Source organism: Streptomyces hygroscopicus subsp. hygroscopicus, from assembly GCF_030269125.1.
In the GTDB taxonomy this organism is placed as follows: domain Bacteria; phylum Actinomycetota; class Actinomycetes; order Streptomycetales; family Streptomycetaceae; genus Streptomyces; species Streptomyces hygroscopicus_C.
This window is the reverse complement of the sequence record NZ_BSSM01000002.1, coordinates 722,659-736,603: the sequence shown is the minus strand read 5'-3', so window position 1 is coordinate 736,603 and position 13,945 is coordinate 722,659. Positions and strand designations below refer to the sequence as shown.

The following is a 13,945-nucleotide window of genomic DNA, read 5'->3' as shown; positions in this document are numbered from 1 at the left end:
AAGCATCCCGTATGACCATTCGATACCCGCGCCCCCTGCGCCCCGGTGACCGTATCGGCGTGACCTCCCCCTCCTCGGGTGTGGCAGGGCCCCTCCGGCCGCGCCTCGACGTCGCGATCAAGGAGATCGAGGCGCGCGGCCACGAGGTCGTCGTCGGCCGGTGCATGGACGGCACCACCCACGTCAGCGCCCCGGCCGCCGAACGCGCCGCCGAGCTGACGGACATGCTGACCGACCCGACGATCCGGGCCGTGGTGCCGCCGTGGGGCGGTGAGACGGCGATCGACCTGATGCCCCACCTGGACTTCGAGGCGATCGGCCGGGCCGAGCCGACCTGGGTCGTCGGCTACTCGGACATGTCCACCGTGCTCACCCCGCTGACCCTGCTGACCGGGGTCGCGACCGTGCACGGAAACAACCTCATGGACACCCCGTACCGGGTGCCCGAGGGGCTGGTGTCCTGGCTGGACGTCGTGGCGGCGCCCCAGGGGGAGCCGTTCGCCCAGATCCCGCCCGGCCGGTACCGCACCGGCGGCTGGGACGACTGGACCCGCGACCCGGAGATCCGCGACCTCACCCTGGACGGCCAGGGCGGCTGGACCCGGCTCGACGGCGACGGGGACGTGGACGTCGAGGGGCGGCTGATCGGCGGGTGCGTCGAGACCGTCGCCCCGCTCGCCGGCAGCCGGTACCTCGACACCTCCCGGTTCGCCGGGGACGAGCCGCTGCTGGTCTACGTCGAGGCGTGCGAGGACAACGCCTTCACCATCTGCCGCCATCTGCACGGTCTGCGCCTGGCCGGGTTCTTCGACCGGGCCGCCGCCGTGCTCGTCGGCCGTACCAACGCCCCGGACAGCCCCACCCTCACCCAGCGCGAGGCCGTCCTCGACGCGCTCGGACCGCTGGGCGTGCCGATCATCGCGGACGTCGAGTGCGGGCATGTCGCGCCGCACCTCCCGCTGGTCAACGGCGCGCGCGGCCGTGTGGTGCACACGGCCGCGCGCAGCGAGATCGTCCAGACCCTGGACTGAGGTCAGCCCCCGGACCGGGTGCCGAGCCCGGTGCGGGGTCAGGCCCCGGACCGGCCCCGGCGCAGGCCCAGCCCGATCAGGACCGCGGCGCCGAGCACGATCGCCGCGTCCAGCGCGACCACCGTGCGCACGCCCGACAGCAGATCGCCGGAGGTGGTGGCCAGCACGCCCAGCAGCGGGATGCCGACCGTGATGCCGACCTGCTGGGTGGAGGTCACCAGGCCGGTGGCCAGGCCCTGTTCGGCGTCCGGGACGCCCGAGGTGACCGTCAGGCCGTAGGCGATGATCGCGCCCAGGTGGCACATGCTGGCCAGGGCCACCGCGGCCGTGGCCAGCCACACCGACCAGCCGTGGCGGTCCAGCAGGAGCAGGGTCGCGATCAGCGCGCCCTGGCCGGTCAGCGAGCCGACCAGGGTGCGGCGGGCGCCGAGGCGGCCGATGACCTTCGGGGCGAGGGTGCCGGCGACGACGGACAGCAGGCCCTGGAAGCCGAAGACCAGGCCGGTCTCGAAGGCGGACAGGCGCAGGATCTCCTGGAGGTACAGGGTCAGCACGAAGACGATCGTGGACATCATCGAGAAGGTGACGAGTCCGCCCAGGTTGCCCCATGCCACCGTGCGGCGGCGCAGCATCGGCAGGGAGACCAGGGGCGCGGCCGAGCGGGATTCCACGATCGCGAACGCGGCCAGCAGCAGGAGTCCGGCGATCAGGGCCGCGATGACGTCGGCGCGGCCGAAGCCGTGGTCGGCGGCGGTGGACAGGGCGTAGATCAGGGACAGCAGTCCGGCGGTGACGGTGACCGCGCCGGGCACGTCCAGGCGGGGGCGGTCCGGGGTGCGCGATTCCGGCAGCAGGCCCGGCGCCAGCGGCAGCACGATCAGCGCGAACACCGTCAGCAGGGCCATCGTGGAGCGCCAGCCGAAGGTGTCGGTGAGGGTGCCGCCCGCGACCATGCCGATGGTGAAGCCCAGCGACAGCAGGGTGCCGGAGATGCCGAGGGCGCGGTCGCGGGCCGGGCCCTCCGGGAAGGTGGTCGTCAGCAGGGACATGCCGGTCGGTACGATCGCCGCCGCACCGAGCCCTTGCAGGGCACGCCCGGCGAGGAAGGAGGCCGGGTCCCAGGCGAGGGTGGACAGCAGCGAGGCCGCGCCGAACAGGGTCAGTCCGGTCAGGAACAGCCTGCGGCGCCCGAAGAGGTCGCCGACGCGTCCGAACAGCAGCAGGAAGCCGCCGGAGGGCAGCGCGAACGCGGTGACGGCCCACTGGAGCGCGGCGCGGCTCATCCCGAGGTCGCGGCCGAGGGCGGGCAGGGCCACGTTCAGCACGGAGAAGTCCAGCGCGACCATGAACTGGGCCGCGCACAGCACGAACAGGACGAGCTTGTCACGCGTCGACAGCCGGGGAGTGTCAGGCGGCGTGACCGCTGCGGGGGAGGTCTGGGTGGTGGTGTCGATCGCCATGGCAAGAGCTTCGGACGAGCGGAATACCGGTGGGGAGTCGCAACTTATGGTGGTGGTGGCACCACCAGACGGACCCGACGGGGGAGGGGCGGACGTGTCTGCTGCTGAGGCGACGCGCAGTCATCGGCGTGACGAACTGCGGGAGTTCCTGATGAGCCGGCGCGCCCGCATCAGCCCCGAGGAGGCCGGGCTGCCGGCCGGCGGCGGCAGGCGCAGGACGCCGGGGCTGCGCCGCGAGGAGGTGGCCGTGCTCGCCGGGGTGGGCGCCTCCTGGTACCAGTGGCTGGAACAGGGGCGGGAGATCTCCGTCTCCCCGCAGGTGCTGGACGCGGTAGCCCGGGTGCTGCGGCTCAGCGACGCCGAGCGGCGGCACCTGTACCTGCTGGCCGGGCTGAACCCGCCCGCGCCCCGGGTGACGCCGGGCAAGCGGGACATGTGCGACGGGCTGCGGCGGCTGATCGACACCTGGATGCCGTACCCGGCGCACATCATGGACCTCTACTACAACTGCGTGCTGTACAACGACGCGGCCGCGATCGTGCTCGGCATGCGCCCCGGCATCACCCAGAACTGCCTGATCGACTTCTTCACCGACCCGCTGTACCGGGAGCGCAGCCGGAGCTGGGAGCGCAACGCGCGCACCGTCGTGGCGCAGTTCCGGGCCGCGTGCGCGGCGCGCCCCGACGACGAGGGCTTCCGGGAGGTGCTCGCCGAGGTGAGCGCGGCCAGCGAGGAGTTCAGGGCGCTGTGGGCCGAGCGGGACATCGAGGACCAGGGGCAGGTGCGCAAGGAACTGTCGCATCCGCTGGCCGGGCTGCTGGTCGTGGAGTCGACGGTGCTGAAGGTGCCCGCCCGGCCCGATCTGATGATCGTGCTGCACGCTCCGCTGGACGAGGCGAACACCGCGGAGAAGCTGGAGTGGCTGGCCTCCCCGGAGGGCCGGCGGGGCGCCATGTACCCCGTGGCGGGGTGAGCGTCGTACGACTCCGTACGGCTTCGTATGCTCGGGGCATGACCGACAGCAGCGCGCTTGACCCCGAGGACCGCAAGATCGTGACCCTGGCCCGTTCCGCGCGGGCCCGCAACGCCGTGCCCGAGGGGGCGGCCGTACGCGACGACACCGGGCGCACCTACGTCGCCGGGACCGTGGACCTGCCCTCGCTGAAGCTCAGCGCGCTGCGCACCGCCGTCGCCATGGCGGTGGCGTCCGGCGCCGCGTCGCTGGAGGCGGCGGCGGTGGTCAGCGACGTGGAGTCGGTGCCGGCCGAGGACCTGGCCGCGGTGGCCGACCTCGGGGCCGCGGGCACACCGGTGCTGCTCGCGGGGACGGACGGCACGGTGCGCGCCACCCTCTCCGCCGACTCCGAGTGACACACCGGGAGACCGGCCGGAATTCGGCCTGACCGGGTCGCGGGGCGCGGTGCGTCAGTGAACGCGTACGTCCCGCGGCGGCCTCCGCTCCGTCCCTCAGCCGGGCGAAAGCCGGTTACGACCCGTCAGATCCGCACCGCCGGTCCCGTGCGCCCGCGCCCGCCCGACCGGCCTGCCGCTCGTCGGCGCACCTTCCGGTCACCCGACCGGCACGTCCGGCGTGCCCGGCAGGAGGCGGCCGTGGCCGCCGGGGCCCTCGCGGTCGCCGGTCCCGCCCGCGCACCGTCCGCGGCCGCCGTGGCTCCCCGGTCGGCGGCCGTCACCGCGCGCCGCGGCATCTTCGGCGGCGGCACGGCCACGTCCGCCGCCGCACGGCCGCCGCGGCGATGCGCGGGGCCGGGGTGCGGGGACGGCTCGCGACGGCGCGGATCATGGTGCCGGGGCATCGGACGGTGACCGTGCCGTTGACACCGCGAGTGCCGCGGGACGCGGAGCCCGGTGATCATCCCGGGGCGATCGTCGCGCTGGACGAGCGGATCGACCCGGGGAGCGGATCCACCTCCGGGTGAGCGGCCCGGCGCTGCCCGCGCCCGCGGTGCCCCACCTGCGCCCCAGCCACCACCGGCGTTCGGCCGCACCCCCGCCGGGCGGCCCGGGTGCCGGCCGAGCCGCTGCCCGGCCAGTCGGCACGACTCTTCGAGACCTCGCCCGACGCGCCGTCGCCCGACCGGGTGGCCGTCGCCGCGACCGCGGGTGCGCCGGGGCGCGGGTCCCGGCGCGGACGTCGTTCCACGCAATGACCCGGCTGCCGTTGGTGGCGATGGTGGTCGTGTGGCGAGTGGAAGTGTGTTTCCGTGACGGTGTCGCGACGCTCTGTCACCGGAGGTTCGCGGTGCGGCGGGGGCTTCGGGATCAGGGACAATGAACGGCATGAGCGTTCGCACCCAGTCATCCGAGCAGCCGGCGGAAACCGTCCACCGCGCCGGCTTCGCCTGCTTCGTGGGCCGCCCCAACGCGGGCAAGTCCACCCTCACGAACGCTCTGGTCGGGCAGAAGGTGGCGATCACCTCGAACCGGCCGCAGACCACGCGGCACACGGTGCGGGGCATCGTGCACCGGCCCGACGCCCAGCTGATCCTGGTCGACACCCCCGGTCTGCACAAGCCGCGCACGCTGCTGGGCGAGCGGCTGAACGACGTCGTGCGCACGACGTGGGCCGAGGTCGACGTGATCGGGTTCTGCCTGCCGGCCGACCAGAAGATCGGACCCGGCGACCGGTTCATCGCCAAGGAACTGGCCGGGATCAGGAAGACGCCCAAGGTCGCCGTCGTCACCAAGACCGACCTCGTGGACTCCAAGACGCTCGCCGAGCAGCTGATCGCCATCGACCAGCTCGGCAAGGAGCTGGGTTTCGAGTGGGCGGAGATCGTGCCGGTGTCCGCGGTCGGCTCGAAGCAGGTGGAGCTGCTGGCCGACCTGCTGGTGCCGCTGCTGCCCGAGGGGCCGGCGCTCTACCCCGAGGGCGACCTCACGGACGAGCCCGAGCAGGTGATGGTCGCCGAACTGATCCGCGAGGCGGCGCTGGAGGGGGTGCGGGACGAGCTGCCGCACTCCATCGCGGTGGTGGTCGAGGAGATGCTGCCGCGCGAGGACCGGCCCGCGGACCGTCCGCTGCTCGACATCCACGCGAACGTCTACATCGAGCGGCCCAGCCAGAAGGGCATCATCATCGGGCCGAAGGGCAAGCGGCTCAAGGAGGTCGGCATCAAGTCCCGCAAGCAGATCGAGGCCTTGCTGGGTACGCCGGTCTTCCTCGACCTGCACGTCAAGGTGGCCAAGGACTGGCAGCGGGACCCGAAGCAGCTCCGCAAGCTGGGCTTCTGACCCGCTGGTCCGCCTCTAGTCCACTCCCCTGATCCGCCCCACCAGTACCGCCCCCGCCACCCCGAACCCCGCCGCCACCAGATAGAGCACCCGGTAGCCGCCCGCGTACGCCACCAGCGGCGCAGCCAGGGCCGGGGCCGCCGCCTGGGGCAGGGCGTTGGCCACGTTGATGACGCCCAGGTCCTTGGCCCGGTCGAGGGCGTGCGGCAGGACGTCGGTCATCAGGGCGAAGTCGACCGAGGTGAAGACGCCGAAGCCGACGCCCAGGACGGCCGCCGCCGCCACCGCTCCGGGCCAGGTCTGCCAGCCGGACAGGGCGGCCGTCGCGAGCGCCATCAGGGCGCCCGACCAGACGACGAACGGCTTGCGGCGGCCGAGCCGGTCGGACCAGACCCCGCCGATCACCACCGTCGCCAGCAGGGTCACGCCGTTCACCGCGGTCAGGATCAGGACGCCCCGGCCCGGGTCGGGGTAGTGGACGCGGTCGCGGAGGTAGTAGAGCAGGTACAGCAGTACCAGGGAGTTGCTCAGGTTGATCAGGAAGCGGGTCAGCCAGGCCCAGCCCAGGTCGGGGTGGCGGCGGGGGCTCAGCCAGAAGGACGCCAGGAAGCCGCGCCAGGACCACGGGGGGCGGTTCCCGCGGGGGAGGCGGAGATCCCGGTAGCGCACGACGTACGGCAGGACGCCCGCCAGCGTGCACGCCGCGCAGGCCGCGTAGCCCGCCCGGACGCCGCCCGCCGCCGTCGCCAGGCCCGTGCCCCCGACCACGCCGAGGATCTGCGCCGCGCCCAACCAGCCGCCCACCGCGCCCCGCTGGCGCCGGGGCACCCGGTCCGGGACGGCCGCCGTCACCGCGGCGAAGGCCGCGTTCAGGGTGAACTGCACCAGGCACCAGCCGAGTGCCATCGACCACGGCCCGTCCGCGCCCGCGAGCAGCAGCAGCGCCAGCGCGCCGCCCGCCGCCCCGGACACGATCCACGGCGTGCGGCGGCCCGCACGGGCGGTCGTACGGTCGGACAGGGCGCCGAAGAGGGGGTTCGCCAGCAGGGAGACCACCGCGCCCGTACCGGTCACCCAGGCCAGCAGCGTCTCCTTGGACATCCCGGTGCCGGGCGCGAGGTCCTTCGCCTGGGAGGCCAGGAGGATCTGGAGGGGGCCGAACCAGCCCACCCAGATCGCCCCGTTGGCCAGCGAGAGGGCCGCCGTCCAGCCCCGGCCCACCGGCTCGGCCGGCTCGGCGAGCGCGGCCGGGAGGCGGCCGGTGGTCACCTCTGGGCCCGCAGCACGTCCCGGAACCACCGGTACGACGCCTTCGGCACCCGCTCCAGCGTCTCGTAGTCCACGTGCACCAGACCGAAGCGCCGCGCATGGCCCTCGGCCCACTCGAAGTTGTCCATGAGGGACCACACGAAGTAGCCGCGCACGTCCACCCCGGCCGTCAACGCGGCGTGCAGCGCGCGGAGGTGGGCGTCCAGGTAGGCGATCCGGTCCTGGTCGTCGAGGCCCTCGTACGAGCAGCCGTTCTCGGTGATGAGGATCGGCGGGAGCCGGTCGCCGTAGCGGTCGCGAAAGCCGCACAGCAGCTCGGTCAGCCCCTCCGGGACCACCGGCCAGCCGAAGTCCGTCCGGGGCCGGTCCGGTATCTCCCGCACCGAGAAGGGGAGTTCCGCGGGTATCGGCACCCCGCCGAACTCGGTCTCCGTGCCCAGCGGGGCGCCCACCAGGGTCGGCGCGTAGTAGTTGATCCCGTACCAGTCGAGGGGTTCGGCGATCACCGTCAGATCCGCCGCGATGTCGGCGGGCATCACATCGCCCAGCCCCTCCGGGTACTCGCCCAGCAGCACCGGTTCCGCGAAGAGTCGGTTGAGGAGCGTGTCGTAGAAGTCCGCGGCCTCCGTGTCCGCCGGGTCCGCGGACGCCGCCCACGTCGGGCCGTGTGAGTTGGCGATGCCGATGTCGCCGGCGCCGGCCGCGCGCAGGGCCCGTACCGCGAGGCCGTGGGCGAGGAGCTGGTGGTGGGCCACCGGCAGGGCGTCGAACAGCAGCCGCTTGCCGGGGGCGTGGACACCGAGGGCGTGGCCCAGGAGGGTGTGTTCGGCGGGCTCGTTGAGGGTGATCCACTTGGCGACCCGGTCGCCCAGGCGCCCGGCGATCACCGACACGTGGTCGGCGAACCGGGCCGCCGTGTCCCGCTCCAGCCAGTCCAGGGAGGCGGGCAGGTCCCAGTGGAAGAGGGTGGCGACCGGCCGCACGCCCGCCGCGCACAACTCGTCCACCAGCCGGTCGTAGAAGTCGAGGCCGCCGGGGGAGGAGACCCGGGGCCAGGAGACGGAGAAGCGGTACGCGTCCACGCCCAGGCCGGCGAGGAGGGCCACGTCCTCGGGGTAGCGGTGGTAGTGGTCGCAGGTCACCGCCGCCGTCGAGCCGTCCTTCACCCGGCCCGGTCCGGCGGTGAACTCATCCCACACGGAGGGCTCGCGCTCGTCGGCCGCCCCCTCGATCTGGTGGGCGGAGGTCGACACGCCCCACAGGAAGCCGGCCGGGAACCGAGGGATCGGATTGCCTGCGTCAGTCGCCATGGCCGGATCATCCGTACCCCCGGTAACGAAGTCAACGCCCGTGCCGACAGTGGCCGACGCACGGGCGGGAAGTGGCCAACACCCGTGTGCGCAGCGGCTCCAGTGACCGCGTGCCTGTGGGCCGCATGGCCCAATCGACTGGCATCTCGCGCACCGCCGTTCCGAGACTGTCCCGCATGACTCTCCATCAGCGGTCCACCAGGCCGCGCGCACGACTGCTCACCGTGCTCGCGGCGTGCCTGCTCTTCCTGCTCGGCGGCGTGCCCGGCGCGCTCGCCGACACCCGGCGCGACACGGCGTCCACCGACTGCATCGCCACCCCGGCCGAGTACAAGGCCGCCTGGGACGCGCGCCGGGTGCGCTGTGTGGCGCCGACCCTGTTCGGCACCACCCACACCCGGGGCGACACCACTCTCTACCCGAGCGGCTTCTGGTACGCGTGGGCGGGCTCGAACACCAACCTGGAGCGGTACCTCCAGCTGCGCAGCCGCTACGGCGACCAGCCGCCGAAGACCGGCATCGGCGTCCTGTCCTTCGTCGGCTACCCGGGACTCGACACCTGGACCACGCCGACCGATCTGGCCGTCTACACCGTGCCGGCCCAGGTCCGCGCCCAGGTCCCGGCGTTCGAGACCTGGTTCCGGCTGCTGGACGAGAAGTTCGGCGACACCGGCGCCTACCCGCTCGCCGCCCAGCGCGACCTCGTGCTCGCCTACTCACGCCTGCGCAAGGGCGAGGACGTCGTCGGCGCCTTCCAGGACGTGACCGGCTGCCGCCGCGACCAGCTGCTCCAGGGCGCCGCCCCCTCGGCGGCCATCGGCTGCAACCGCGACTTCCTCGACGCGCTGGCCGCCGCCGGGCCCTCCCCGTACGACGGCGCCTCCTCGCTGGCCTGCTTCGCCGGCTTCCAGTCCGGCTACACCGGCCCGCGCGACGCCGCCGCCCTGCGCGCCGTCCTGTACCAGTGCCAGGACGCCGGGTTCCTCAACACCGGTGTGGGCCTCGGCTACAACACGTACGCCAACCCGTTCGTGTGCAAGCCCGCCGACGAGCAGACCGTACGACAGCGGTACACCGGGCGGGAGTTCATCCTCCCCAACGCGTCCTTCGCCGAGCTGCCGAGCCACGTCGACATCCCGCTGGACCTCGGCGACCCGGGTCGGCGCGGCTTCCTGGAGAAGGGCTACTGCTAGCGATCCCCGCGTCCCGCTAAGCGCCCTCCTTGAGCACCCGGGAGACCAACTCCCGCTGGTCCTCGGACAGCCGGGGGTCGGCCGCGTACACCGTGCGGCCGTCCACCGTGATCTCGTAGCTGAAGCCGTCCGGGACACCGGCCGGCGGGGTGTCCTGGCCGGACGCGAGGGCGCGTCCGGCCAGGGAGTGCCACTCCTCGGCGTCGGGCCGGGCCGAGGTGTCCACCTCGGCCCGGCGCTCGATGCCCGCGAAACCGCCTGTGCGCCTCACCTGAATCCGCATGGGTCCAGTGTCGCAGCGCGGGCGCTACCGCGTGGGCACCCCGACCTGTTCCCAGGCCTTCTGCACGGCCTGGAGCTCGTCGGCGCCGAACCGCTCGCGCGCCGCCTTCACGGTGAGCGTGGCGAAGTCGGCGAACTGGGCGTCCGACGCCAGGTCGCCGCCGGTCAGCGTGTCGTACCAGATCTGCCCCGCCTTCTCCCAGGCGTGGCCGCCGAGTGCCTTGGCGGCGAGGTAGAAGGCGTGGTTGGGGATGCCGGAGTTGATGTGCACGCCGCCGTTGTCACGGCCGGTGCGCACGTAGTGCTCCATGGTCGCGGGCTGCGGGTCCTTGCCGAGGTCCGGGTCGTCGTACGCCGTGCCCGGGGCCTTCATCGAGCGCAGCGCGGTGCCGTGCACGCCCGGGGCGAGCAGACCCGCGCCGATCAGCCAGTCGGCCTCGGCGGCGGTCTGGCCCAGCGCGTACTGCTTGATCAGCGAGCCGAAGACATCGGAGAGCGACTCGTTGAGCGCGCCGGACTGGCCGAAGTACTCCAGGTTGGCGGTGTGCTGGGTGACGCCGTGGGTCAGTTCGTGCCCGATGACGTCGACCGGGATGGTGAAGTCGAGGAAGACCTTGCCGTCGCCGTCGCCGAACACCATCTGCTCGCCGTTCCAGAAGGCGTTGTCGTAGCCCTCCCCGAAGTGCACGGTGGCGTCCAGCGGCAGTCCGTTGCCGTCGATGGAGTGGCGGCCGTACACCTTCAGGTACAGCTCGAAGGTGGCGCCGAGGCCCGCGTACGCGCGGTTGACGGAGGCGTCCGGGCCCGGGTCCGAGCCCTCCTCGCGGACCTTGGTGCCGGGCAGGTCCTGGGTGTGGTGGGTGTCGTAGACGGTGCGGTGCGGCCGGTCGGCGGCGGCGCCCTCGGGAAGCGCGGCGGCGGTCGCGCCGAGCACGGTGGTCAGCCGGCGCCGGGTGCGCTGGTAGGCGTCGTGTTCCAGGGAGCGGCGGGCGGGTGCCGACACATCCGGGTCCTCGGCCTGGGAGAGCCGGTCGAGGACGTGCGGCGGCACGATCGTGCAGAAGACGGGCCCGAAGCCCCCGTTCGTCGTCGTCATGTCATCGACCATTGCACTGAGTGACGTCAAAGTCACTACTCGCAACCATGATTGGTGAAATACCGGGACAGAGGACACGGCGGGGTGTGACGCTGTGGTACGGCGATGCGCCTTTCCGTGCCACCCTCGCGGCGTCGCTGTGGTCTACGGCACTCTTTGCCCTTTTTGTCCCCACGGTCCCGCATACTGGACGGCGTCCCCACATCCTGAACCGCTCGGCTAGGCTGCGCAGCATCATGCGTTTCGGGCTGCTTCTCCTTAGCTGCCGCGGCGAGGGTCTGTAGTCGAGGCCGACTCCCTCCCCGCGGAGCTTGGCGTTGCGTCGTCGGCCGTCCACTCGGACATCCGGACCCCATCGAGGAGCCACGCACCATGGCCAACCGCCAGCAGCCCAGTTCCATGCCGATCCACAAGTACGGCCGTTACGAGCAGGTGGACATCCCGGACCGCACCTGGCCGGACCAGAGGATCACCGTAGCTCCCCGCTGGCTCTCCACCGACCTGCGCGACGGCAACCAGGCCCTGATCGACCCGATGTCGCCCGAGCGCAAGCGCCGGATGTTCGACCAGCTGGTCAGGATGGGCTACAAGGAGATCGAGGTCGGCTTCCCCGCCTCCGGCCAGACCGACTTCGACTTCGTGCGCTCCATCATCGAGGAGGAGGGCGCGATCCCCGAGGACGTGACCATCTCCGTCCTGACCCAGGCCCGCGAGGACCTGATCGAGCGGACCGTCGAGTCCCTCAAGGGCGCGCGGCGCGCCACCGTCCACCTGTACAACGCCACCGCCCCGGTCTTCCGCCGGGTCGTCTTCCGCGGCTCCAAGGACGACATCAAGCAGATCGCCGTCGACGGCACCCGCCTGGTGATGGAGTACGCCGAGAAGCTGCTGGGCCCGGAGACGGAGTTCGGCTACCAGTACTCGCCGGAGATCTTCACCGACACCGAGCTGGACTTCGCCCTGGAGGTCTGCGAGGCGGTCATGGACGTCTACCAGCCGGGTCCGGGCCGCGAGATCATCCTCAACCTGCCCGCCACGGTGGAGCGTTCGGCCCCGTCCACGCACGCGGACCGCTTCGAGTGGATGCACCGCAACCTCTCCCGCCGCGAGTACGTGTGCCTGTCCGTGCACCCGCACAACGACCGCGGTACGGCGGTGGCGGCGGCCGAGCTGGCCGTGATGGCCGGCGCCGACCGCGTCGAGGGCTGCCTGTTCGGCCAGGGCGAGCGCACCGGCAACGTCGACCTGGTCACCCTGGGCATGAACCTGTTCTCCCAGGGCGTCGACCCGCAGATCGACTTCTCCGACATCGACGAGATCCGTCGTACGTGGGAGTACTGCAATCAGATGGAGGTCCACCCGCGCCACCCGTACGTGGGCGACCTGGTCTACACGTCCTTCTCCGGCTCCCACCAGGACGCCATCAAGAAGGGCTTCGACGCGATGGAGGCCGACGCGAAGGCCAAGGGCGTCTCGGTGGACGACCTGGAGTGGGCGGTGCCGTACCTGCCCATCGACCCCAAGGACGTCGGCCGCTCCTACGAGGCCGTCATCCGCGTCAACTCCCAGTCCGGCAAGGGCGGCGTCTCGTACGTCCTGAAGAACGACCACAAGCTGGACCTGCCGCGCCGGATGCAGATCGAGTTCTCGAAGATCATCCAGACGAAGACGGACGCCGAGGGCGGCGAGATCACCCCGAAGGAGATCTGGGCGGTCTTCCAGGACGAGTACCTGCCCAACCCGGACAACCCGTGGGGCCGCATCCAGGTCAAGACGGGTCAGTCGACCACCGACAACGACGGCGTGGACACGCTCACCGTCGAGGCCACCGTGGACGGCGAGGACCGCGTGCTGACCGGTTCCGGCAACGGTCCGATCTCGGCCTTCTTCGACGCCCTGGAGTCCATCGGCATCGACGTACGCCTGCTCGACTACCAGGAGCACACGATGAGCGAGGGCGCCTCCGCGCAGGCCGCCTCGTACATCGAGTGCGCGATCGACGGCAAGGTCCTGTGGGGCATCGGCATCGACGCGAACACGACGCGTGCCTCGCTGAAGGCGGTCGTCTCGGCCGTCAACCGCGCCGCCCGCTGATCCACCCCCATCGGGGGTTTCGGGGCTCCGATCGCCGCGCGTGGCGACCGGAGCCCCGTCGTTTCTCGGCCATAGGGCCGAACAGGTCACAGATCGGTATCGTCCGGGGTACTGACTCAGCCTCCGTGATGTGGCTAACATCACGCCAGCGCGGCGATGGTGCCGTGCGGTGAGGGAGGTGCGACGTGCTGCCAGTACGGGGACGAGACGGCCATGACTCCAGGGTGCCGCGCATCCTGGGCACCCGCATCGCATGGACGCCCGTCGGCGACGGCGAGTTCTACTGTCCCGGCTGCGGGGGCGACCGCAACTACCAGCGGCTCACCGGACGCCGCCGGCTCACCCTGCTCGGGGTGCCGGTGCTGCCGCGCGGGACCACCGGGCCCGTCGTGGAGTGCGCCGCCTGCGGCCACCGCTACGGCACCGAGGTCCTCGACCACCCCACCACCCGCCGCTTCTCGGCGATGCTCCGCGACGGCGTGCACACCGTCGCCCTCGCCGTCCTCGCCGCGGGCGGCACCGGCTCCCGGGCGCCCCTGGAGACGGCCTGTGCCGCGGTCCGCGCGGGCGGCGTCGACGACTGCACCGAGGACCAGCTCGCCGCCCTGGTCGAGGCCCTGGCCGCCGACACCGGGCGGGTCCTGGGCGAGCCCTGCGGCGCCGGCCTGACCATAGAGCTGCACGAGGCGCTGGACCCGCTCGCCCCCCACCTCGCCCCGGCGGGCCGCGAGGCCCTGCTCCTCCAGGGCGCCCACATCGCCCTCGCCGACGGTCCCTACACCCCCGCCGAACGCGATGCCCTGACCACGGTCGGCGCGGCCCTGACGCTCCCGGCCGACGACGTGACCCGGCTCCTGGCGGCGGCCCGCACCCCGTCCTGACCACCCGGCGCCCCCCGCCGCCCTCCCGAACCCTGCGGATGCGCCGCCGGTGTGCCCGGATTACCCCGAACGGA

12 protein-coding genes are annotated in these 13,945 nt (G+C 72.5%); 7 read left to right on the top strand and 5 right to left on the bottom strand.

All coding sequences use genetic code 11. From position 1 onward, the window contains the following. Positions 1–11 precede the first annotated feature (11 nt). Complete coding sequence (locus QSK45_RS07805; protein ID WP_285554541.1) at positions 12–1,031, top strand: S66 family peptidase; 1,020 nt, start codon at positions 12–14, stop codon at positions 1,029–1,031. Between the two features lie 38 nt (positions 1,032–1,069). On the opposite strand, the gene QSK45_RS07800 is transcribed toward QSK45_RS07805, so the two are convergent. After that, positions 1,070–2,491, bottom strand: a complete 1,422-nt coding sequence (locus QSK45_RS07800) for an MFS transporter (protein WP_285554540.1) — start codon at positions 2,489–2,491, stop codon at positions 1,070–1,072. Between the two features lie 151 nt (positions 2,492–2,642). On the opposite strand from QSK45_RS07800, the gene QSK45_RS07795 reads away from it, so the two are divergent. From QSK45_RS07795 to era, 3 genes are all read left to right on the top strand, one after another. Continuing rightward, a complete protein-coding gene (locus tag QSK45_RS07795) occupies positions 2,643–3,464 on the top strand; it encodes a helix-turn-helix transcriptional regulator (protein WP_285554667.1) in 822 nt (273 codons plus the stop codon). A gap of 38 nt (positions 3,465–3,502) precedes the next feature. Next, positions 3,503–3,862 carry a cytidine/deoxycytidylate deaminase family protein gene (locus tag QSK45_RS07790; protein WP_285554538.1) on the top strand — a complete coding sequence of 120 codons (360 nt, stop codon included), beginning with the start codon at positions 3,503–3,505 and terminating at the stop codon, positions 3,860–3,862. Positions 3,863–4,792: 930 nt separating this feature from the next. Continuing rightward, on the top strand, positions 4,793–5,746 hold the full coding sequence (gene era, locus QSK45_RS07780; RefSeq protein WP_285554536.1) for a GTPase Era: 954 nt from the start codon (positions 4,793–4,795) through the stop codon (positions 5,744–5,746). A 15-nt stretch (positions 5,747–5,761) separates the two neighbouring features. Here the strand turns inward: era and QSK45_RS07775 are convergent, their stop codons facing one another. Further along, positions 5,762–7,015, bottom strand: a complete 1,254-nt coding sequence (locus QSK45_RS07775; protein ID WP_285554535.1) for an MFS transporter — start codon at positions 7,013–7,015, stop codon at positions 5,762–5,764. Continuing rightward, positions 7,012–8,325, bottom strand: coding sequence for a GH1 family beta-glucosidase (locus QSK45_RS07770; RefSeq protein ID WP_285554533.1), 1,314 nt, complete (start codon positions 8,323–8,325; stop codon positions 7,012–7,014). The genes QSK45_RS07775 and QSK45_RS07770 overlap by 4 nt, the downstream gene beginning before the upstream one ends. A 176-nt stretch (positions 8,326–8,501) precedes the next feature. Between QSK45_RS07770 and QSK45_RS07765 the strand changes: the two genes are divergently transcribed. Next, on the top strand, positions 8,502–9,518 hold the full coding sequence (locus QSK45_RS07765; protein WP_285554531.1) for a hypothetical protein: 1,017 nt from the start codon (positions 8,502–8,504) through the stop codon (positions 9,516–9,518). A 16-nt stretch (positions 9,519–9,534) separates the two neighbouring features. Here the strand turns inward: QSK45_RS07765 and QSK45_RS07760 are convergent, their stop codons facing one another. Both QSK45_RS07760 and QSK45_RS07755 read right to left on the bottom strand, forming a co-directional pair. Next, positions 9,535–9,801, bottom strand: coding sequence for a protealysin inhibitor emfourin (locus QSK45_RS07760; RefSeq protein WP_285554530.1), 267 nt, complete (start codon positions 9,799–9,801; stop codon positions 9,535–9,537). Positions 9,802–9,825: 24 nt separating this feature from the next. Next, positions 9,826–10,896 (bottom strand): M4 family metallopeptidase, encoded by a 1,071-nt coding sequence (locus QSK45_RS07755; RefSeq protein WP_285554528.1) that lies wholly within the window; start codon positions 10,894–10,896, stop codon positions 9,826–9,828. 372 nt (positions 10,897–11,268) lie between these two features. Here QSK45_RS07755 and leuA point away from each other — a divergent pair, with 372 nt between their 5' ends. Both leuA and QSK45_RS07745 read left to right on the top strand, forming a co-directional pair. Then, positions 11,269–12,990 (top strand): 2-isopropylmalate synthase, encoded by a 1,722-nt coding sequence (gene leuA / locus QSK45_RS07750; protein ID WP_285554526.1) that lies wholly within the window; start codon positions 11,269–11,271, stop codon positions 12,988–12,990. A gap of 185 nt (positions 12,991–13,175) precedes the next feature. After that, complete coding sequence (locus tag QSK45_RS07745) at positions 13,176–13,871, top strand: TerB family tellurite resistance protein (protein WP_285554524.1); 696 nt, start codon at positions 13,176–13,178, stop codon at positions 13,869–13,871. Positions 13,872–13,945: the final 74 nt, after the last annotated feature.